General features: G+C 59.2%; 19 protein-coding genes and 1 tRNA gene. 7 read left to right on the forward strand and 13 right to left on the reverse strand.

The features are described from left to right. Positions 1 to 5: 5 nt before the first annotated feature. The 7 genes from rnc to rpoZ form a co-directional block, all read right to left on the reverse strand. Positions 6 to 722 carry a ribonuclease III gene (gene rnc / locus H4W29_RS03215; protein ID WP_192727639.1) on the reverse strand — a complete coding sequence of 239 codons (717 nt, stop codon included), beginning with the start codon at positions 720 to 722 and terminating at the stop codon, positions 6 to 8. Then, positions 719 to 1,462, reverse strand: a complete 744-nt coding sequence (lepB, locus tag H4W29_RS03220; RefSeq protein WP_192727640.1) for a signal peptidase I — start codon at positions 1,460 to 1,462, stop codon at positions 719 to 721. The genes rnc and lepB overlap by 4 nt, the downstream gene beginning before the upstream one ends. Before the next feature lie 114 nt (positions 1,463 to 1,576). Further along, entirely contained in the window at positions 1,577 to 1,981 is a 405-nt protein-coding gene (gene acpS, locus H4W29_RS03225; protein ID WP_037095761.1) for a holo-ACP synthase, read from the reverse strand. Positions 1,982 to 2,014: 33 nt separating this feature from the next. Next, a complete protein-coding gene (locus H4W29_RS03230) occupies positions 2,015 to 2,605 on the reverse strand; it encodes a DUF2062 domain-containing protein (RefSeq protein ID WP_192727641.1) in 591 nt (196 codons plus the stop codon). A 145-nt stretch (positions 2,606 to 2,750) separates the two neighbouring features. Further along, positions 2,751 to 2,900 carry a DUF3563 family protein gene (locus tag H4W29_RS03235; protein WP_018115599.1) on the reverse strand — a complete coding sequence of 50 codons (150 nt, stop codon included), beginning with the start codon at positions 2,898 to 2,900 and terminating at the stop codon, positions 2,751 to 2,753. 195 nt (positions 2,901 to 3,095) lie between these two features. Beyond that, positions 3,096 to 5,330 carry a RelA/SpoT family protein gene (locus H4W29_RS03240; protein ID WP_007820131.1) on the reverse strand — a complete coding sequence of 745 codons (2,235 nt, stop codon included), beginning with the start codon at positions 5,328 to 5,330 and terminating at the stop codon, positions 3,096 to 3,098. 159 nt (positions 5,331 to 5,489) lie between these two features. After that, positions 5,490 to 5,894: a DNA-directed RNA polymerase subunit omega gene (gene rpoZ, locus H4W29_RS03245; protein WP_007820129.1), complete on the reverse strand. Its 405-nt coding sequence runs from the start codon at positions 5,892 to 5,894 to the stop codon at positions 5,490 to 5,492. Between the two features lie 297 nt (positions 5,895 to 6,191). Here rpoZ and H4W29_RS03250 point away from each other — a divergent pair, with 297 nt between their 5' ends. Continuing rightward, positions 6,192 to 6,773 (forward strand): LabA-like NYN domain-containing protein, encoded by a 582-nt coding sequence (locus H4W29_RS03250; protein WP_007820126.1) that lies wholly within the window; start codon positions 6,192 to 6,194, stop codon positions 6,771 to 6,773. 126 nt (positions 6,774 to 6,899) lie between these two features. On the opposite strand, the gene smpB is transcribed toward H4W29_RS03250, so the two are convergent. Further along, on the reverse strand, positions 6,900 to 7,379 hold the full coding sequence (smpB, locus tag H4W29_RS03255; RefSeq protein ID WP_018115602.1) for an SsrA-binding protein SmpB: 480 nt from the start codon (positions 7,377 to 7,379) through the stop codon (positions 6,900 to 6,902). 104 nt (positions 7,380 to 7,483) lie between these two features. Continuing rightward, on the reverse strand, positions 7,484 to 8,368 hold the full coding sequence (gene dapA, locus H4W29_RS03260; protein ID WP_192727642.1) for a 4-hydroxy-tetrahydrodipicolinate synthase: 885 nt from the start codon (positions 8,366 to 8,368) through the stop codon (positions 7,484 to 7,486). Between the two features lie 215 nt (positions 8,369 to 8,583). Here dapA and H4W29_RS03265 point away from each other — a divergent pair, with 215 nt between their 5' ends. Together H4W29_RS03265 and H4W29_RS03270 are read left to right on the forward strand one after the other, a co-directional pair. Beyond that, positions 8,584 to 10,662 carry a lytic transglycosylase domain-containing protein gene (locus tag H4W29_RS03265; protein ID WP_192727643.1) on the forward strand — a complete coding sequence of 693 codons (2,079 nt, stop codon included), beginning with the start codon at positions 8,584 to 8,586 and terminating at the stop codon, positions 10,660 to 10,662. Positions 10,663 to 10,726: 64 nt separating this feature from the next. After that, positions 10,727 to 11,620, forward strand: coding sequence for an alpha/beta fold hydrolase (locus tag H4W29_RS03270; protein WP_192727644.1), 894 nt, complete (start codon positions 10,727 to 10,729; stop codon positions 11,618 to 11,620). A 128-nt stretch (positions 11,621 to 11,748) separates the two neighbouring features. Here the strand turns inward: H4W29_RS03270 and H4W29_RS03275 are convergent, their stop codons facing one another. Beyond that, a complete protein-coding gene (locus H4W29_RS03275; protein ID WP_192727645.1) occupies positions 11,749 to 12,801 on the reverse strand; it encodes a porin in 1,053 nt (350 codons plus the stop codon). A gap of 683 nt (positions 12,802 to 13,484) precedes the next feature. On the opposite strand from H4W29_RS03275, the gene H4W29_RS34275 reads away from it, so the two are divergent. After that, positions 13,485 to 13,817, forward strand: a complete 333-nt coding sequence (locus H4W29_RS34275; protein WP_246517105.1) for a hypothetical protein — start codon at positions 13,485 to 13,487, stop codon at positions 13,815 to 13,817. 151 nt (positions 13,818 to 13,968) lie between these two features. On the opposite strand, the gene H4W29_RS03280 is transcribed toward H4W29_RS34275, so the two are convergent. The 3 genes from H4W29_RS03280 to H4W29_RS03290 form a co-directional block, all read right to left on the reverse strand. After that, positions 13,969 to 14,058 (reverse strand) — tRNA-Ser (locus H4W29_RS03280). A 140-nt stretch (positions 14,059 to 14,198) separates the two neighbouring features. Further along, the gene (locus tag H4W29_RS03285) at positions 14,199 to 15,416 is read right to left on the reverse strand and encodes an NAD(P)/FAD-dependent oxidoreductase (protein ID WP_192727646.1); all 1,218 of its coding nucleotides are present in this window, start codon (positions 15,414 to 15,416) and stop codon (positions 14,199 to 14,201) included. An 86-nt stretch (positions 15,417 to 15,502) separates the two neighbouring features. Then, positions 15,503 to 16,618, reverse strand: coding sequence for a Gfo/Idh/MocA family protein (locus tag H4W29_RS03290; protein WP_192727647.1), 1,116 nt, complete (start codon positions 16,616 to 16,618; stop codon positions 15,503 to 15,505). 208 nt (positions 16,619 to 16,826) lie between these two features. Here H4W29_RS03290 and H4W29_RS03295 point away from each other — a divergent pair, with 208 nt between their 5' ends. From H4W29_RS03295 to iolD, 3 genes are all read left to right on the forward strand, one after another. Further along, positions 16,827 to 17,699, forward strand: coding sequence for a MurR/RpiR family transcriptional regulator (locus H4W29_RS03295; protein WP_192727648.1), 873 nt, complete (start codon positions 16,827 to 16,829; stop codon positions 17,697 to 17,699). A 93-nt stretch (positions 17,700 to 17,792) separates the two neighbouring features. Beyond that, positions 17,793 to 19,727, forward strand: coding sequence for a bifunctional 5-dehydro-2-deoxygluconokinase/5-dehydro-2-deoxyphosphogluconate aldolase (locus tag H4W29_RS03300; protein ID WP_192727649.1), 1,935 nt, complete (start codon positions 17,793 to 17,795; stop codon positions 19,725 to 19,727). Positions 19,728 to 19,752: 25 nt separating this feature from the next. Beyond that, positions 19,753 to 21,603, forward strand: a complete 1,851-nt coding sequence (gene iolD, locus H4W29_RS03305; RefSeq protein WP_192727650.1) for a 3D-(3,5/4)-trihydroxycyclohexane-1,2-dione acylhydrolase (decyclizing) — start codon at positions 19,753 to 19,755, stop codon at positions 21,601 to 21,603. The last annotated feature ends 61 nt before the right edge of the window (positions 21,604 to 21,664 follow it).

The raw sequence follows: 21,664 nt of genomic DNA on the forward strand, positions 1-21,664 counted from the left end.
TCCCGTCAATTTCCGGCAGATGTCGACTGCCAAATGCCTTCGCGCTCGAGCATTCTCGTCGCGGCAACCTGTTCTGCGGCGCGCTTGGAGCGCTCTATGCCTGTTTCCGGTGCAACGCCAGCGACTTCTACAGTCACCTTGAAGCGCGGATCATGATCCGGTCCGCTGCGTTCTTCAACCCGGTAGACGGGTGTAACGCCATATTTGGCATGCGACCATTCCTGCAACTCGGTCTTCGCATCACGGCGGGCGCCATCGGCGCGTACCGCCCTGCCCTCCCAATAGCGCAGAATGAAACGGCGGGCGACTTCCAGGCCGCCATCGAGATAGAGCGCGGCGATCAGGCTTTCGACGACATCGGCGCGCACGTTCATCATGCGCTTGCCAGTGAGTTTCTTCACATCGGCGCCGGTGCGGATATAGAGGTGGAGATTGAGTTCGTCGGCAACGGCAGCGCAGGTTTCGGCGCTGACAAGCTGGTTCAGGCGTACCGAAAGCTCGCCTTCGGTCGCGGCACCGAAGGTGCGAAACAGCAACTCGGCGATACAGAGCCCGAGAACCCTGTCGCCGAGAAATTCAAGCCGCTCGTAATTGCCCTTGTCGGTGCGTGCGCTGGCATGGGTCAGCGCGCGGTCCAGACGTTCCTTCTCGGTAAATTCATGCCCGATCAGGGTTTCAAGCTTTGCGCGGTCCGCCGCCGAGAGCGCCTGCGCCTTGCTCATTCAACAACCTTGAAGAGGCGATCCCAGCGCATGTTGGTCGGCCATTTCCAGATTTCGCGGAAGGACGTGTCGTTGCCGAGCGAGAAGAAGATGACGCTGGCACGGCCGACAAGGTTTTCCGCCGGGACAAAGCCGACATCGAAGCGGCTGTCGAGCGAATTGTCGCGGTTGTCGCCCATCATGAAGTAATGGCCTTCCGGAACGATGAACTCGCGGGTGTTGTCGCCGCGCGAAACCGGCGACTGGTCGAGCGTGTCATAGGTCTTGCCATCGTCCAGCGTCTCACGGAATACCGGTACGTCCTGGCCCGGATCGAGCTTGTAGTCGGAATTGAAAGTACCATCAGGCACCTTCGGAACCGGCTTGCCGTTGATGTAAAGAATACCGTCGGTAACCTGGATATGATCGCCCGGCAGGCCGACGACGCGCTTGATGTAATCGACATCAGGATTCGGCGGGAAACGGAAAACGACGATATCGCCACGCGCCGGATCGGAGCCAAAAATGCGACCACTGAAGATATTTGGCGAGAACGGCAGCGAATATTTCGAATAGCCGTAAGCGAACTTGTTGACGAAGATATAGTCGCCGACGAGCAGCGTCGGCATCATCGAACCCGAAGGAATGGTAAAGGGCTGGAACAGGACAGTCCTGATAATCATCGCCAGGACGAGAGCCTGGATAATGACCTTGATATTTTCCCAGAGGGCATTCGGCTTGGCTTCGACTTTTTCGGACACGCAGTCTTATTCCTTCAAGACGCCATGAAGGCGCATTTCTTTCTGATGTTCTCTCTAGCGGCTTCGGCCGTTGGCGGCAATAACGACGGCATTAAAAGCGACGAGAGGTCGCTATCATACGGCATTCGGCAGCGCTTCGATGATCACAAAAGCCTGAGCCAACGGATAATCATCGGTTATTGTCAAATGAATGGCGGCCTTGTGGCCCGCCGGCAGCATGGCCTGGAGAACGACCGCGGCACCGCCCGTCAACTGCATCGTCGGTTTGCCGCTTGGCAGATTGACGACGCCCATATCCTTCCAGAAGACGCCCTGCGAGAGGCCGGTGCCGAGCGCCTTGGAGCAGGCTTCCTTGGCGGCGAAGCGCTTCGCATAGGATTCGGCGCGGTTGGCGCGGCGATCCGAGCGGGCGCGCTCGATCTCGGTGAAACAGCGATGCGTGAAACGATCACCGAAGCGTTCGATCGATTTTTCGACGCGTCTGATATCGATGAGGTCGCTGCCAATTCCGATGATCATGCGAGAGGCCTTTCAGGATAACACTGCTTCGGCTCAGACGGTCGGCATCTCGACGGCGGGATCGGCGAGCCTGAGGCGCGCACGCTCCATCAGCCGGGCGCGGCGACGTACCTGAAAGCCCCTCACGGTGTAGAATGTCAGTACATAAAGAGCAACCGAGGTGATGGCCGCTGGCGGGATCGCACCGATCAGCATCGGCTCCAGCACCGGTTTCCAGAGCTCCGTGAAATGCAGCTTGTGGAAGAGCTCGGCGAGATCGATCGTCTGCCCGGCCATCTGGTCCTGCCGGCTGAGCAGCAGGTGACCAACTTCCCAGGTGATGCCCCAGATGAACGGATAGGTCAGCGGATTGCCGAAGGCCGCGCAGCCAAGCGCCGCCGCCACCATATTGCCCGAGAGCAAATAGGTGATGACGAAGGCCATGACGAAATGCACGCCGATAAAGGGGGTCCACGACACGAAGACACCCGCAGCGACGCCCACCGCAACGGCATGCGGCGAGGCAGTCAGGCGCAGGACGCGCATCATCAGATATTTTGGCGGGCGCAGAAAACCCTTGCGAGGCCATACGAGCTCTCGCAGCTTTTCCTTAAATCCCGCGGGTTTGCGACGGCGAAACAACATGGCGCGTATTTAGTGCAGTGCACACCGCCATGACAAGAGCGGCAAATGGAACCGCTTAACAAACAGGCCGTCTATTCTTCTTTTCTTCCAAGGGGCGTGGACCATGCATAACGCCCCCTTCCTTACTTCAAGTATATCTCGGCGATTAGCGATTGCGGAAGATGCCGCGATCGACCTGACGCTGACGATATTCAAGATCAATACGGTCATGCGAGCCGTTGAGATATGCCATTTCACGTTCCTGAGCGGTCGGAGCGCGAAGGGCGCGGGCGAACTTCCTGATCGGTTCAAACATTGCTTTGCCTCATCTTCGTTTCATTTTCTGATGACCAGAAGATAGTCGCGGCAACGGTTAATTACCACCGCTGTAACCTGAGCACAGCCATGCATGAAGCGCATGGCTTGCCTTTTCTACATGCCAATTCAGCCATTAAATGATCACAAAATATGCAAAACGCAATTTTGAGATCCGCAAAACTTTAATAAAATCCTACTCGTAGAGGCGCCGGACCGTTGCGATGCAGTCCAGGTCCTTGAGCTGAGAGAGAAGCTGGTTGAGCTGACGCAGGTCCCAGACCTCCACTTCCAGCACCATTTCGGTGAAATCTGCGGCCACACGCACCGTGTTCAGCATGCGGATATTGACGTCGAGGCTTGCGACCGTCTGCGCCACCTTGGCCAGCGTGCCGGGCTCGTTCAGCGCGTTGACCATGATGCGGGCCATGAAGCGGGACTTGTTGGCCTCATCGAGATCCCAGCGTACGTCGATCCAGCGATCCGGCTGGTCATCAAAGCGCTGCAGCGATGGCGACTGGATGGGATAGATCGTGATGCCCTTGCCCTTTTCCATGATGCCGACGATGCGATCGCCGGGCACGGCGCCAGTCGGCGAGAACTTGACGTCGACATTGCCGGAGAGGCCGCGGATCGGCACGATATCGGGATCGCTCTCGGTGGAGGCGCGCTCGCCGTCGAGATCGGCCTTGGTCTTGCCGGGGATCTTGAAGATCATGCCCGCAGCGCTGCGGACATTGAACCAGCCCTCGTCGCCGGCCGGCTTGACCGTGACGCGCTCGTCCTGATGATCGGGGTAGACGGCGCGCAGCACGTCGAGCGAAGACATTTCGCCACGGCCGACAGCCGCGATCGCATCTTCCACGTCCTTCTGCCCCAGGCGGTGGAGGGCCGGCTTCATGGCGTCGCGCGAGAAGATCTTGCCGGCGCGCTCGAAGGTGCGCTCCAGGATGCGGTGGCCGAGACCGGCATATTGCTTGCGGATCGCCATGCGCGTCGCGCGGCGGATGGCGGCGCGCGCCTTGCCTGTCACGACGATCTCTTCCCAGGCGGCCGGCGGCACCTGCACGCCGGAGCGGATGATCTCCACTTCGTCGCCATTGTTGAGGCGGGTCACCAACGGCATGATGCGGCCATTGATCTTGGCGCCGACGGTCGTGTCGCCGATATTGGTATGAACGGCATAGGCAAAGTCGATCGGTGTCGCACCGCGTGGCAGGGCAATCAGCTTGCCCTTCGGCGTGAAACAGAAGACCTGATCCTGAAATAGCTCGAGCTTGGTGTGCTCGAGGAACTCTTCGGGGCTATCACCTTCGGCGAGCGCCTCGATCGTGTGCCGGAGCCAGGAATAGGCATTGCTTTCGCGCGAGAGGATATCGCCATCGGCATTTGTGGCGCCGTCCTTGTAGAGCGTATGAGCGGCGATACCGAATTCGGCGATCTCATGCATGCGCTTGGTGCGGATCTGCAGCTCGATGCGCTGCATCGACGGACCGACGATGGTGGTGTGCAGCGACCGGTAGTCGTTCTGCTTCGGCGTCGAGATATAGTCCTTGAAGCGGCCGGGCACGACGCGCCAGCGCGTATGGACGATACCGAGCGCACGGTAGCAGGACGGAATATCCTCGACGATAAGACGGAAACCATAGACATCGGAAAGCTGCTCGAAGGAGAGCGACTTCGACTGCATCTTGCGGAACACCGAATAGGGCTTTTTCTGGCGGCCTTTAACGTAGGCGGTCGTCAATCCATTGGCGATCAGCAGGTCGCGCAGTTCGGCCTCAATCTTCTTGACCAGACCTTCATTGCGCTTCGACAGTTCCTCGAGGCGCTTGGTGACAGTCTCGTAGGCTTCCGGATTCATGTGCCGGAAGGAAAGCTCCTCCAGCTCCTCGCGCATGTCCTGCATACCCATGCGGCCGGCGAGCGGCGCATAGATTTCCATCGTCTCTTCGGAAATGCGCGCGCGCTTTTCCTGCGACATATGGTCGAGAGTGCGCATGTTGTGGAGACGATCGGCAAGCTTGACCAGCAGAACGCGGACGTCATCGGAAATGGCAAGCAGCAGCTTACGCAGATTTTCCGCCTGCTTGGCCTTCTTGGTGACGAGGTCGAGCTTCTTGATCTTCGTCAGGCCCTCGACCAGGCGGCCGATATCCTCGCCGAAGAGTTCGTCGATCTCGGCGCGGGTTGCCGTCGTATCCTCGATCGTGTCATGCAGAAGGGCGACAGCAATCGTCGATTCATCAAGATGCATGTCGGTCAGGATTGCGGCCACTTCGAGCGGGTGCGAGATGTAAGGGTCGCCGCTCGCCCGCTTCTGCTGCCCATGCTTCTGCATGGCGTAGACATAGGCTTTGTTCAGCAGAGCTTCGTTGGCATCGGGCTTGTATTTCTGAACCCGCTCCACGAGCTCGTACTGCCGCATCATTCCAAAGCCACTCCAATAAAATAAAAGCGCGCCAATCGCAGATTGGCGCACACATGGGCAATATTATGCCTAAGCTTTACAGGCGCAAGATTGATGATTGGTAATCGTCGATCTTTTGCCGCGCAGGAAGCCCCGGCCGTTCGAAGGCCAGGGATGCGCTTAGTAATCGTCGCTCTTTTCCGGCGGGACGAGACCCTCGATACCGGCCAGAAGCTCTTCTTCCGACATCTGGTCAAAGGTGATCGTTTCCGGCAGGTCGTCCTGCTCTTCGCTGTCGGCATTAGCCGTTGCACCTGCGGCGATCAGGCTTGCCGGATCGGGCTCGGGCTCGTCCACTTCCACATGCTTCTGCAGCGAGTGGATCAGATCTTCCTTCAGATCGTCGGGAGACAGGGTCTCATCGGCGATTTCGCGCAGAGCCACAACCGGGTTCTTGTCGTTGTCGCGGTCGATGGTGATCGACGCACCCTGAGAAATCAGCCGGGCGCGATGGCTGGCGAGTAGAACCAGCTCGAAGCGGTTCTCTACCTTGTCAATGCAATCTTCTACTGTGACACGGGCCATTGCCTGTCCTTTGCGGTCGTCTTTTCGGGATTAACACGCCCGATACAATTAAAACCGGGCAAATTCAAGTTTTTCGTTAGGGTCCCCTCGCCTTTATCCGCAGCCGATCTAAATTTCCATGCACAATATGACATTTCCACCGGGGGTTGCTTGGAATATCCCGAATCGTGCCCTAAATCTTTCATATATGAATAATTCATAAAGTACGGAACAGCTCGACGCCACACCCGCAAGCCGCTGTTTTTATTGGGCTTAGTGGCTTATGGATTTCGATTACTCTCTTTGGATTGGTAAGCGATGTTTGACCCACGCGAAAAAATTGCACTATTCATAGACGGCGCCAACCTTTACGCTGCATCCAAGAGTCTGGGCTTTGATATCGATTACCGCAAGCTCTTGAAAGCATTTCAGAAACGTGGATATCTGCTGCGCGCATACTACTATACCGCGCTTATCGAAGACCAGGAATATTCCTCGATCCGTCCGCTCATCGACTGGCTCGATTATAATGGGTACAAGGTCGTGACGAAGCCCGCCAAGGAGTTTACCGACTCCATGGGGCGGCGCAAGATCAAGGGCAATATGGATATCGAGCTCGCAATCGATGCCATGGAACAGTCCGAAACGGTCGACCATCTCGTCATCTTCTCCGGCGACGGCGATTTCACCAATCTGGTCGAAGCGCTGCAACGCAAGGGACGCAAGGTTTCGGTCATTTCGACCATGTCGACCCAACCGCCGATGATCGCCGACGATCTTCGCCGCCAGGCCGATCACTTCATCGATCTTCTGTCGCTGAAAGCCGAGATTGGCCGGGATCCTTCCGAACGTCCGCCGCGTCCCGCCGAAGTGGCGCCGGCCAGCGATTTCGAAGACTAAAGCGTCGCAATCTCAAGGATTCGCTTGCCACGCTTTAGACTTTTGTTTTCGCAAAACCGCTGCACCCTTTTGCGCGACATGCTTTAAGCCTTCATTCACGAATAGCCTGACGCCATAGGCAAATGGTCAGCCGTTGCCTTTCAACAGACGGCTCTTCTGCCTGTTCCAATCGCGTTCCTTCTCGGATTCGCGCTTGTCATGCAGCTTCTTGCCCTTCGCGAGTGCCAGCTCTAGCTTGGCGCGGCCCTGATCGTTGAAGTAGATCTTCATCGGGATCAGCGTCATGCCTTCGCGATTGATACCCGCACGCAGACGGTTAATCTCACGCCCGGACAAGAGCAGCTTGCGGCGGCGACGCGGCTCATGGTTGAAGCGGTTCGCCTGCAGATATTCCGGCAGATAGGAATTGATCAGCCAGATCTCGCCATCCTCATCGGAGGCGTAGGATTCGGCGATATTGGCCTTGCCTTCGCGCAATGACTTGACCTCGGTGCCCATCAGCACCAAGCCCGCTTCATAGGTATCGATGATCTCGTAGTTGAAGCGGGCCTTGCGATTTTCCGCGACGACCTTCTTCACGATACGCTGGCTGCCTTTGGGGGCCATGACGATAATTCCATTCCAGGGGCGCGAATGCCGCGCCCTTACTTCCTGTCATCTATGTAAGAGAACGGCCCGATCTTGTGAAGACACAGGGCCGGTTTGCAGCCTCAGTTGAGCAAGCCAGCGTGACGCATGGCGGCGTCGATTGCCGCTTCCGTCGAAGGCTCCAGCGAGGACATGAGTGGCGAACGGACCGTGCGGCTCATGCGGCCAAGCTTTGCGAGGCCGTATTTCGCGCCACAGACGCCGGGCTCCATGAAGACTGCCTTGTGCAGCGGCATCAGCCGGTCCTGCAACTCCAGCGCCTTGGCGTAGTTGCCTGCGGCAGTCGCGGCCTGGAATTCAGCACAGAGGCGTGGGGCGATGTTGGCCGTCACCGATATGCAGCCGACGCCGCCATGGGCGTTGAAGCCGAGAGCCGTCGCGTCCTCGCCGGAAAGCTGCTGGAACTCCTTGCCGCAGGTGATGCGCTGCTCGGAGACGCGCTCGATCTTGCCGGTCGCATCCTTGACGCCGACGATGTTCCTGTGCGCCTTGGCGAGCGCGCCCATCGTCTCCGGCGTCATGTCGACGACTGAACGGCCGGGGATGTTGTAGATATAGATCGGCAGATCAACGGCTTCGGCGATCGCCGAATAGTGAGCGATCAGGCCCTTCTGCGTCGGCTTGTTGTAATAGGGCGTGACGACCAGAACCGCGTCCGCGCCGACCTTTTGCGCATGCTGGGCAAGTTCGATCGCTTCACGCGTGTTGTTCGAGCCGGCGCCGGCCATGACGGGTACGCGCTTGGCCGCGATTTCGATGCAGAGTTCCACCACCCGTTTGTGCTCGGCATGCGACAGCGTCGGCGACTCGCCGGTCGTGCCGACCGGAACGAGGCCGCTGCTGCCCTCCCCGATCTGCCAGGCGACATGGGCGGCGAAGCTGTCTTCGTCGATCAGGCCGGCATCGGTGAAGGGGGTTACGAGGGCGGGGATGGACCCATTGAACATGCAAAGCTCCTCACGGCCGATATCCTTGCTTCAGCCGCATTCCATGAATAAGAGTTGCGCACCATAGAGCGGCAAAAAGGCTGCGACAAGCGCGCATAGGTCGGTTAGGGCAAATTCCGATAGCAAATGTGAATGAATTTTACCCGAGACGGTAAGGTTTCATTAAGATGCCTCCAGCCAAATGGAGGGGCATGGTTTCGTTGCGAGTCATCCGGATGAAGAGAGCCGTTCTGATCCTGTCCGTCTTCGGCCTGGTCGCCGCGGCATGGAGCAGTGTTGCATCGCCGCTCCCCGGCGAGGGCACCCCTGCGCCGGCCGTCAAGCCGCTGGGTTTTGTGCCGGAAACCGCGTCTTTCCCCGAGGCGATCACGACCGGCTCCATTCCGCGCAATGCAGCGATTGCCCCCGTCAACAGCGATCTGAAGGCCGGTCTCGATGCGCTCTCCAACAAGGATCCGCAACAGGCACTCGCCATCCGCAATACGATGGCGGCAGGTACACTCGACCGCCATATCCTGACTTGGGCAATCGCGACCTCCGGCCTGAAAGGCGTTCCCTCCTATGAGATCGCCAGTGCTTCGGACGAGCTGAATGGCTGGCCAGGTCTGGAACGTCTGCGCGGCAATTCCGAGCGTGCGCTTTATGACGAGGACCCAGCCCCTGCTGCCGTGCTGAACGCCTTCGGCGATACGGCGCCCGAGACGTGGCAGGGCGCGATAATCATGTCGCGCGCACTCGTCGCAACCGGCAAGTCTGCGCAGGCAGCGAAATATATCTGCAAGATCTGGCGCGGACAGGCGCTCGACAAGGCAACCGAAGACAAGATCCTCGCTGAATTTTCCGGCCTGCTGACCGCCGCCGATCACAAGACGCGGATGGACTACCTGATGTATCGCGGTCGCGTGGCGCAGGCCAAGCGCTTCGGCGACATGGGCCAGGCACAGTCACTCTACAAGGCCTGGGCTGCCGTCGGCAACAATGCGGGTAACGCAGGCGCATTGCTGAATGCGGTCGATGCGAAATGGCGCAGCGATCCGGGCTTTCTCTTCGCCCGCATCGAATATCTGCGCAAGCAGGACAAATATCTCGACGCCGCCAAGCTGCTGCAGCAAATACCCCGCGACCGAACCGAGCTGATGAACTCAGGCGAATGGTGGAACGAGCAGCGGATCATCAGCCGCGGCCTCGTCGACCAAGGACAGTTCAAGGCGGCCTACCAGATCGTCGCCGCCTCCGTTGCAACGGTACCGACGGATATCGTCGAAGCACAATTCCATGCCGGCTGGTATGCGTTGCGCGGACTGCAGGATCCGACAACGGCCGAGACGCATTTCCGCAAAATCCTGCAGGTTTCAAACGGCCCGCTTTCCGTTTCCCGTGCCTGGTATTGGCTCGGGCGATCGGCAGAAGCCGGCGGGCCGGGCAAGGCCAGCGAATTTTTTGCCAAAGCCGCGAATTTTCCGGGAACCTTCTACGGCCAGCTTGCCGCCGAGAGGCTCGGACGAAAGACGCTTAACGTCACCTATCCGTCCCCGACGGCTGGCGACCGTCAGAATCTCCAGCAGCGCGAGGCGGTGCAGGCGATCGGACGGCTGGAGGCCGCAGGTCATGGCTGGCGTGCGGCAGCCATCTACCTTGCGCTTGCCGACCAGCTCCAGAGCCCCGGCGAGCTCGCAATCCTGACGGCCAAGGCCGAGCAAGCGGGCGACCATCATCTCTCGCTGCAGATCGGCAAGATCGCGTACGGGCGCGGCATCGACGTCGCGGCGCTGGCCTTCCCGGTCGGCGTCATTCCGGCCAACGCCAATATATCCGGCTCGGGCAAGGCGCTCGCCTACGCGATTGCTCGCCAGGAAAGCGCCTTCAATCCGGCCGCCGTTTCTGCCGCCAATGCCCGCGGTCTGCTGCAGCTCCTGCCGGGCACGGCGCAGGGCGTCGCCAAACGACACAACATCACTTATTCCAAGGACAAGCTGACGGCGGATGCCGGCTACAACGCGACGCTCGGTGCGCATTATCTCGGCGAGCAGATCGACGCCTTCGGCGGCTCCTATATCCTGACCTTCATCGCCTATAATGCCGGACCGAAGCGCGTGCCGGAATGGATCGGCCGCTATGGCGATCCGCGCGGCAAGCCGGTCGACGAGATCGTCGACTGGATCGAGCGCATCCCCTTCCCCGAGACACGCAATTACGTACAGCGGGTGATGGAGAATTATGAGGTGTACAAGGCGCGCCTCGGACAGACGCCTGACATCGAGCGCGACCTCATCGGGGGCCGCGGCGCGACCTGAGGCCGATTGGCAGACTTGCCGAAAGCACGCTACATCTCGTTCCGGCAGACGGGATGGAGATGTTATGGCTGACGCAGTCGCGAACGGGTTTACCGAAAAATTCTTTGGGTCGACCGATGGGCTGAGGCTTTATGCCCGCAATTATCAGCCCACCGGCGGAGACGCCGACCGGTTGCCGGTCGTCTGCCTGCCGGGCCTTACGCGCAATGCCCGCGATTTCCACGAGCTCGCATTGATTCTGTCGCGCGACGCAACTTTCCCACGGCGTGTCATGGCATTGGACTATCGGGGACGCGGCCTGTCTGATCGGGATGATAACAAGGCGAATTACAATCTGGCTGTCGAATGCGGCGATGTGATTGCCGCCTGCGCTACGTTCGGCATCGACCGCGCCATCTTCGTTGGGACCTCGCGCGGCGGGCTGATCCTGCATCTGCTGGCAGCAATAAAGCCGGAGCTGCTTGCAGGCGTCATCCTGAACGATATCGGCCCAGTCATCGAAGTAGCCGGGCTTATGGCGATCAGGGACTATCTCAACCGTGACCGCAGACCTCAAAGCTGGAGTGAGGCGGTCGATATCCTCAAGGAGAATCACGGTGCAGCCTTTACCGCACTCGGTCTCACCGACTGGGAGGGCATGGCGCACGCCATCTATCGGGAACAGAATGGCATACCCGTCGCCGACTATGACCCGGCCATTGCCGAGCAGCTGAAAACAATCGATTTCAACAATCCCCTCCCCGACCTCTGGTCGCAATTCGAAAGCCTGGGCTCCATGCCGCTGCTGGTTGTCAGGGGAGAGAATTCCAATCTGCTATCGCGGGAGACGATGGATGAAATGGCGAAACGGCATCCAGGGATGGTGGAGATCACGGCGAAAGGCCAAGGCCACGCGCCTCTTCTGCATCTCGGGGACATTTCGGCGATGATCCGAATGTTTATCAGGGAACTCGGCTAATTCTGCCCCAGCTCTCCGGTTCAGTTTTCAGCGACTTCCAGGTTGTCCATATGCATCGGCCTTCCGACATAAACGAAAAAGCCCGGCTCGAAAGCCGGGCTTCTCTGAATGACCGAAGTCAGATCAGATTAGAATGCACGCTGCAGGCGGAAGTAGCCCGAGGTAACGTCATCAGCATTTTCCGGATCGAGGTACTGAACCGAAACCTTGGCAGAGAAGTTGTCGACGATCTGGTAATCGATCGTTACGCCAGCCTTCCAGGCATTGTTGTCCGAGAAGTCAGCGTCGGTCGCGGCGTTAACTACGCCGTAGTTGCCGTAGTACTGAACACCGGGGGTGATCTTCAGCTTGTCAGTAGCCTTGATGGCGTATTCAGCTGCAACAGCCCATTCAGACTTGTTGTAGTAGGCGTTCGGGCCGCTGGAGTAGACAGCTGCGAGGCCAAGCGTGCCCGGGCCAACAGCAACCGTACCCATAGCGCGAACAGCGCCTTCTTCATTGTCGGTGTCGTAACCAGCAGTGATCTGGTAGGTGAAGGCACCAGCCTTGCCACCGAGGCCAACAGCTACACCGAAGTTGTTAGGTTCTTCGCCATTGTAGAACGGACCATCTTCCAGTTCGTCGACGCTGATGCCAGCGTAGAAGTCGCCGGTTTCGTACTGATAACGGATGGAGTTATGCAGGGTAACCGGGGAGCCGATGTCGTCCGTTTCGCCGGAGAGACCATCGTCCCACCAGGAGTAGAACAGACCAGCGCGGAAGCCAGCGATGTCGAGGTAAGCAGAGTCAAGCTGCGTCTTCTGGTTCGTAGCGTTGTCGGCGTTCGCCTGGATAACGATCACGCCGGTGAGCGGGCCGTATTCGGTGTCGCTCTTGGCCGTGAACTGAACCTGACCACGCGTACGGGCGTCCCAGCTCGAGTCGTTATCAACGAAACCACCGCCGCTGGCGCTGATCGAGCTAGCGCTCGGACCAGCATCAACCTGGAAACGGATGTAGCCGTTGATCTTGAGGCAGGTTTCCGTGCCCGGGATGTAGAAATAGCCGGTGCCGTAAGCGTCGCAGACGCGGACGTATTCAACCGGTTCCGGCTCGGCTGCAACGATAGCGTCAGCAGCCTGAGCGCCGGAAACTACTGCCAAAGCGGCAGCAGAGCCAAGAAGAAGGCTCTTGATGTTCATAATGACCTCCAATTCAAGTTTCGATCGGAGGTAAGATCACGCCTTACGGCGTTTCCCTGCCCTACCCCCGGTGTTTGAAGAAGTCGGGCGGTCAAGCCCTTGCTTCCGAGGCTGAAAATACAAGACGGCGGCTGTCACGCAATCACCAACTTGTGTTCGAGAGGGGTTTACGAAAGCCTTACCGAAACCCTGTTGCTGAAAGGCCACAAATTGGGCAACGGGCCTGCCGTTTGTTTAAGCTTTATTAAGAAAGTGCTTATTTTCCCGGTATTTATTGGGCTTTATAAAAGGCGCAGCGCGTCCCGCTGTGCCAAATCGGCACCATTTTCCCGCCAGAATCGGCTTTTTGAGATAACCGGCTAACGATTGGTGCGTAGTCGCCAATGCGAAAATCGAAACCGATTTCAGCTTTAGCCGACAGAGGCGATTGATTCCGTATGCGATTCGCCCGGCAACCATCGCGATTCTGGAACGAGGCATGCGACAGGGAGAATTTCGAGCGAAGGAAATAGACGGTGGAAACAGGAGCCGCGCGCAAAAGACGATAACATTATCAATGACGGAAATTGGCCCTCCAACACGGCGGTCGGTTGGCCGGCGATTCCAGGCCGCTCGATCGATGAAGCCGTTCATCGGAGGTTCACGCCTGATGGCTCAAGCTGAAAACCTGAGAGGATACGTCGATGAGGAAGCTATTATCAGCACTCGCAGCCGTCGTCCTGGCTGCATCTTTCGCCCCGCCGCTAAACGCGGCTCCGATTCTCGTGCCGAGAGCAGAGCAAGTGCAGATCGGCAATGTCGAGCAGGTCAGACATCGGGGCCATCGGCATTGGCGTGCGGATCGCCACTGGAACCACCGGTACGCCTACCGTTCCTGCAGATATTATGGCAGATGCTACAGATATCCGCGCTACGGTTATAGATACCCGCGATATTACGATCGCGATTATTACGGCTACGGCGATTATTACGGCTACCGTCCGCGGTCAGGAGTGACTTTGTATTTTCGGTTCTAACCGGCGACACTTGTCCGCCATATCGCAGGGTGCAGCATTCAACGGCCGTCACCCGGCCCGATTGAGGCAAGCGAAAATCGTGCCGTGGCAAATGTTATGGCTGGATTGATACCCGCTGCCATCTATCTGACTCCATTCATGAAAAGATAGATGGCGGAGAAGATGGGATTCGAACCCACGATACCATTTCTGGTATACTCCCTTAGCAGGGGAGCGCCTTCGACCACTCGGCCACCTCTCCGGTGGGAGCCCTGATATGGGTATTCACCGGTACGATCAAGCTTTTTTTGAAGTTTTTCACACGCCCTTACGCAGATCGCAAATGCGACGATGACAGTTCAAAACTGAATCGACCGCAGAGGCGATCAACCGCCGTATCGCTCATGCCAAGAGCTGTTTCAGGTCGGCCGCAGGATCGGCCAGGATCGCTCGATCCGGATTGATGCCTGATTCCAGCATCTTCTTGCCCGTCACATAGGCTTTTGCATCGTTGATGGCATCGACAGCAATCAGCCTGCCCTCGCGGAAATACCAGACGGAACTCGCTCCTTCGCGGGCGCCGGGGCGCAGCAGCGTGTCATCATAGCCCATATTGAACCCGGCAATCTGCAGCTTCACATCGTACTGATCCGACCAGAACCAGGGTTTCGGGTCATAGGGTTCATCGCCGCCGGCAATGACGGCGGCGGCGGCGTCCGCCTGATCGACGGCGTTCTGCACCGATTCGAGCCGGATGCGGCCGCCCTGCCAGGGCAGGCTGGCGCAATCGCCGGCCGCAAAGATCGACGGATCGGATGTGCGGGCGAATTCGTCGACGATGATTCCATTGCCAACCTCAAGCCCTGCCTCCTTCGCCAGAAGGTCGGTCGGCACAACGCCGATGCCGACAATGACGAAATCCACTTCGATGGTGCTGCCGTCGGAAAGTTCGGCACCGGTCACACGGCCATCCTTGCCGATCAGATGCTTCAGGCCGGTCTTTTCACGAATCGCCACATCATGGCTCTTATGGATCGCGCGCATAATATCGGCGGTTTCCTTCGCCGCGACGCGCTGCAGAATCCGGTCGGCCATTTCGATGACGGTGACCTCCAGGCCGAGATGGCGGGCGACGGCCGCAGCCTCAAGGCCAATGTAGCCGCCGCCAATGATGAGCACACGGCGGCCGGGCCGCATTTCTCCGGCAAGCAGGTCCGCATCGCGCTTGTCGCGGGCGACATAGACGCCTTCCAGATCGCCGCCGATCGCTGCAGGCAGGCGGCGGGGCGTTGATCCCGTCACGAGTGCCAGGGTGCCGTAATCGAGGACGGAGCCGTCCTGGAGAAAGACTTGCTTGGTCTCGCGGTTGATCTGCTCGGCCCAGGTCGACAGGCGGATCTCGACATTATTGTCTGGGTACCAGTGCTCGGGACGGAACAGCAGGCGGTCGAAGGCCATCTCACCGAGCAGATATTTCTTCGACAGCGGCGGGCGCTGGTAAGGAAGCACGTCTTCGGCGCCAATCAGCGTGATCGGACGCTCATCCTTCAGCGCACGCAGCTTGGCTGCCAATGCGAAGCCTGCCTGCCCCGCGCCGATGATCACCAGTCTGTCCGTCACGATACCACTCCCGAATATCAGTCCTTCAACAGAGACAAGGCCTATCCCCTGCCCCAAACGCCGTCAACGGAAGCGAGGATTTTGCCTCAGCCGATCTCGATCCAGCGGCGCTCATGGAAGGACTGTGCCATGGCATGAACCGACTTCTCTATCCTGAGACCGTCTTCGAATGTCACGATAGACGCCGGCTCTCCGGAAATTGCCCGGATCAGTTCGCGGCATTCGATGATCTTGAGATCGTTGAAGCCGAGGCCGTGGCCGGGCGCCGGAATGAAGCGATCATAGGGCTGATGGGCGGGTGCCGCCAGTATTTTGCGGAAGCCCTGCTCGGAGCCTCGTCCTTCGGCCTGATAGAGCTCAAATTCGTTCATGCGCTCCTGATCATAGAGGATCGAACCCTTCGAGCCGTAGATCTGCAGCGCGATACGGCCCTTGCGGCCCCAGGCGGCGCGGTTTGCCATCAGCACAGCAGAGATACCGCCGCCGAGGCGCATCAAGACATTGGCCGCATCGTGATTCTCGACCGCGCGGCGGCCGCCGTCCTTCAGAGGACGGTCAGCATAGGGTTTGACCATATCCGTGGTGACGGCCTCAACATGGCCGAAGAGATACCAGAGCAGCGACAGCGGATGGACGGCGAAATCGTCGAGTGCGCCGTAACCGGCCGATAACTCACTTTTCCAATAGAAGAGTCCGTCCGGATCCGCCATGAAATCCTCATCCATTTCGACGCGGATATGATTGACGGAGCCGATCGCGCCCTCGCCGATCAGCGCCTTGATATGCCGCATGATCGGGTTCTGGATATAATTGTAGCCGAGCACGGCGACCTTGCCGGATTGTCTGGCGATCTGCAGCATGCGCTCGGCATCGGCATAAGCGGGCGCCATCGGCTTTTCACACCAGACATGCTTGCCGGCCTCAAGGGCGGCGATCGCCATTTCGGCATGGAACTGGTTGGGCGTAGTGACGGAGACGACATCGACATCGGGATCGGCAATCAACGCACGCCAATCGGCCGTCGCCTTCTCGAAGCCGAATTCGGCAGCGCGGGCACTTGCGAGCTCTGCATTCGCCTCTGCAAGATGCACGAGACGCGGCCGCTCGACATCGCCGAAGACCGTCTTCACCGCATTCCATGCCAGCGCATGGCACTTGCCCATATAACCGGTGCCGATCAAACCGATGCCGAGTGGCTTCATTTCAGGGTCTCCTCCTCAAATCCGCGGGAATTTTTGGAATATTTGGATCATTTTGACAAGCAGGTCCTAGTGCATCATTTCGTCCTAGACCTCTCGAAACTGTCCAAAACCCTTGATTTTCAGCCTATTAAAAACAATTAGGCGCCTTCACTGAAATCGTTTATGCTCCGAAATATGGAATATTTGTTTCATCTCCCGAGCCGTCAGCATGGATAGTGATCCCCAGAGAGCGCGTGTGCCGCGCGATTTCGAAAGCTTGCGCAGTACGATCATCGAGCGCAAGGCGAACATGCCGAAGCGCCTGGCGCAGGTCGCCGCCTTTGCACTCGGCAACCCTGATGAAATCGCCTTCGGCACGACGGCGAGCATTGCAGCAGCATCGGATGTGCAGCCGTCCACGCTGGTGCGCCTCGCCCATCACCTCGGCTATGAGGGCTTCTCCGATCTCCAGAGCATTTTTCGCGAGCGGTTGCGCGACCGGACGCTGAGCTATGAGGAACGCCTCGTCACGCTGGAACAGTCCGGCGGGGATGACGAGGATGCGACGCTGCTTTCCGGCTTCATTTCGGCGGCCAGCCAGTCCGTGAACCGGCTTGCCGCGACGGTACAGACCGATACTTTTGCCAAGGCGGTCGATATTCTGGCTGCGGCGGAGACCATCTACCTTATCGCCAAGCGGCGCTCCTATCCGCTGACGGCGCACATGACCTACGCCTTTTCCAAGCTGAACATCCGCCATCAGATCGTCGCCTCGCCAAACGGTGTCGATCCGGAGATGGTGCAATTTGCCACGCCGCGCGATGCCGCGATTGCGGCGAGCTTTTCGCCCTATGCGGCTGACAGCCTCAATCAGAGCCAGGAACTTGCCGATCGCGGCGTGCCAGTCATTGCGATCACCGATTCGGCCTTCTCGCCGCTGGCTGCCTGCGCCACGCACTGGTTCGAAGTAGCAGAGGCCGATTTCGGCGGCTTCCGGTCACTCTCTGCCTCCATGGCGCTCACCATGGCGCTGCCTGTTGCCATTGCCGAGCGACGACGCAAATTACAGCACGCAAAACCCGTGAAGACCAAAATGGAATAAACATTCCGAATTGACAAAGAGACGGAACCAATGTTTCATTATTCAAAATTCGCGGACGGTCCAGGCCGCGTAAAAATCTAGCGGGAGGACATCATGGTACAATCGAATCCGGGCTCACAGCCGGAGCCGACACTCGACGTGATCACCATTGGCCGCTCGTCCGTCGACCTTTACGGTCAGCAAATCGGTTCGCGGCTGGAAGATATCGGCTCGTTCGCCAAGTCTGTCGGCGGCTGCCCTGCCAATATCGCCATCGGCACGGCGCGGCTCGGGCTGAAATCGGCATTGATCACCCGCGTCGGCGACGAGCAGATGGGGCGCTTCATCATCGAACAGTCGGCGCGCGAAGGCGTCGAGACGAAAGGCATCAAGACCGACAAGGATCGGCTGACGGCGCTTGTGCTGCTGGCAGTGGAGGCCGAGGGCGTCTCGCCGATGATCTTCTATCGTTCCGACTGCGCCGACATGGCGCTCGACGAAGGCGATATCGACGAAGATTTCATCAAGTCCTCACGCGCAGTGCTCGTCTCGGGTACGCACTTCTCCCGCCCGAATACGGAGGCCGCGCAGCGCAAGGCGATCCGCCTTGCCAAGGCGAACGGCCGCAAGGTGATTTTCGATATCGACTACCGGCCGAACCTCTGGGGCCTTGCCGGCCATGCCGAGGGCTTCGAGCGTTATGTGAAATCGGACCGCGTCTCATCGAAGATGAAGGAGACGCTGCCGGATTGCGATCTGATCGTCGGTACGGAAGAAGAGATCCTGATTGCATCGGGTGCCGATGACGTTCTCGGTGCGTTGAAGGAGATCAGACGCCTCTCGCCTGCCACCATCGTTCTGAAGCGCGGGGCCATGGGCTGTATCGTCTATGACGGCCCGATCAGCGACAATCTGGAAGACGGCATTGTCGGCCAAGGCTTTCCGATCGAGGTGTTCAACGTGCTCGGCGCGGGCGATGCGTTCATGTCCGGCCTGCTGCGTGGCTGGCTGAAGGATGAACCGCTGAAGACCTGCGCCACCTGGGCGAATGCCTGCGGCGCCTTTGCCGTTTCCCGCCTGCTCTGCTCGCCGGAATATCCGACCTGGGCGGAACTCGACTTCTTCCTGAAGAACGGCAGCAAACATCGCGCGCTGCGCAAGGACGAGGCGATCAACCACATCCATTGGGCCTCGACCCGCAAGGGCGATATCCCGCTTCTGATGGCACTCGCCATCGACCATCGTTCGCAGCTAACCGCTGTCTGCGACGAGCTCAGCATCGATTACAAGCAGATCGTCGCCTTCAAGCGACTGGCGGTGGAAGCCGCTGCCCGCGTTGCCGATGGCCGGACGGGCTACGGCATGCTGATCGACGAGCGCTTCGGTCGCGATGCCTTCTTCGACGCGGCCAAGAAGGATTTCACCTGGATTGGCCGGCCGGTCGAGCTTCCGGGCTCCAAGCCGCTGCGTTTCGAATTCAGCCAGGATATCGGCTCGCAGCTAGTGGAATGGCCGCTCGACCATTGCATCAAGTGCCTGTGCTTCTATCATCCCGACGATCCGGCAGAGTTGAAGAAGGAACAGCAGGAGAAGCTGCGCACGCTCTTCGAAGCCGCGCGCAAGGTCGGTCGCGAGCTGCTGGTGGAGATCATCTCCAGCAAGAACGGGCCGCTGACCGACGATACGGTGTCGACGGCACTGGAAGAGCTCTACGCGCTCGGCATCAAGCCGGACTGGTGGAAGCTGGAGCCGCAGGCCTCAACCGGCGCCTGGAAAAAGATCGATGCCGTCATTGCCAAAAATGATCCATGGTGCCGCGGTATCGTGCTTTTGGGGCTCGAGGCTCCTGCCGACGAACTGGTGAAGGGTTTCGAGGCGACATTGGCTGCACCCTCGGTCAAGGGCTTTGCGGTTGGCCGCACGATCTTTGCCGATGCCGCGCGCGGATGGCTTTCGGGCAAGATCAACGACGAGGAAGCGATCGCCGATATGGCCGGCCGCTTCAAGCAATTGACAGAGGCTTGGCTGAAAACGCGCGGTCTCAATTAAGTAGAGTGAATTTGGGAGGCGCCCGATGGGCAAGACGGTAAGATTGACGATGGCGCAGGCCGTCGCGCATTTCCTCAAAAAGCAGATGACCATCGTCGACGGCAAGAAAGTGCCGATCTTCGGCGGCGTCTGGGCGATCTTCGGCCACGGCAATGTCGCCGGCATGGGCGAAGCGCTCTATCAGGTGCGCCATGAACTGCCGACCTATCGCGCCCATAACGAACAGGGCATGGCCCACGCAGCCATCGCCTATGCCAAGGCGAGCTTCCGCCAGCGCTTCATGGCCTGCACGACCTCGATCGGCCCTGGCGCGCTGAACATGATGACGGCCGCAGGCGTGGCGCATGTCAACCGCATCCCGGTGCTCTTCCTGCCCGGCGATATCTTCGCCAACCGCGCCCCCGATCCGGTACTGCAGCAGATCGAGGATTTCGGCGACGGCACGGTCTCTGCCAATGATGCTTTCCGCCCGGTCTCGCGCTATTTCGACCGTATCACCCGGCCGGAACAGATCATCACCGCGCTGAAGCGCGCCATGCAGGTCCTGACCGATCCGCTCGATTGCGGCCCCGTGACGCTGTCGCTCTGCCAGGACGTTCAGGCGGAGGCCTTCGATTATCCGGAGAGCCTGTTTGAGGAAAAGGTCTGGACGGTGCGCCGTCCGCAGCCGGATGCCGACGAGCTTGCCAATGCCATTGCGCTGATCAAGGCTTCGCAGAAGCCAGTTATCGTTGCGGGCGGCGGCATTCTCTATTCGCAGGCAACCAGGGAGCTTGTGGCTTTCGCGGAAGCGCATGGCGTTCCCGTCGTCGTCACCCAGGCCGGCAAGTCGGCAATCGATGAGCGTCATCCGCTGGCGCTCGGCTCCGTCGGCGTGACCGGCACCTCGGCTGCCAATGCGATTGCCGAGGAAACCGACCTGGTGATTGCCGTCGGCACGCGTTGCCAGGATTTCACGACAGGCTCCTGGGCGCTCTTCAAGAATGAGAACTTCAAGCTGCTCAGCCTGAATATCGCGGCCTATGATGCGCTCAAGCATGACAGCCATCCGCTGGTTGCCGATGCCCGCGAGGGACTGAAGGCACTCTCGGCTGAGCTCTCCGGCTGGAAGGCACCGGCTGCCCTTGCCGAAAAGGCAACGAAGGAAAAGAACGTCTGGATGGAAGCCGCCGCCAAGGCGATGGGCACCACCAATGCCGCCCTGCCCTCCGATGCGCAGGTTATCGGCGCGGTCGCCCGGTCGATCGGCGGCGAGAAGACGGTGCTGCTTTGCGCCGCCGGCGGGCTGCCGGGTGAGTTGCACAAGCTATGGCCGGCGACTGTTCCCGGCAGCTACCACATGGAATACGGCTTCTCCTGCATGGGCTATGAAATCGCCGGCGGTCTCGGCGCCAAGATGGCGCATCCGGAAAAGGACGTCGTCGTTATGGTCGGCGACGGCTCCTATATGATGATGAATTCCGAGCTTGCGACCTCGGTCATGCTGGGTCTCAAACTCAACATCGTTCTGCTCGATAACCGCGGCTATGGCTGCATCAACCGCCTGCAGATGGCCACCGGTGGCGCGAACTTCAACAATCTCTTGAAGGACGCCTATCACGAGATCATGCCCGAGATCGATTTCCGGGCGCATGCCGAAGCGATGGGAGCGATCGCGGTCAAGGTTTCCTCCATCGCCGAACTGGAACAGGCGATCGCCGATTCGAAGAAGAATGACCGCACCTCGGTCTTCGTCATCGATACCGACCCGTTGATCACGACGGATGCCGGTGGTCACTGGTGGGATGTGGCGGTGCCGGAAGTCAGCCCGCGCGGCGAGGTCAACAAGGCGCATGAGGCCTATGTCAAGGCACGCGCCGCCCAGCGTGTCGGCTGATAGATCATTCTCAATTTTCTGGAGGAGCGGCAGCGCTCCTCCGCGCCATTTCCAAGGAGAC

Source organism: Rhizobium viscosum, assembly GCF_014873945.1.
GTDB classification, from domain to species: domain Bacteria; phylum Pseudomonadota; class Alphaproteobacteria; order Rhizobiales; family Rhizobiaceae; genus Rhizobium; species Rhizobium viscosum.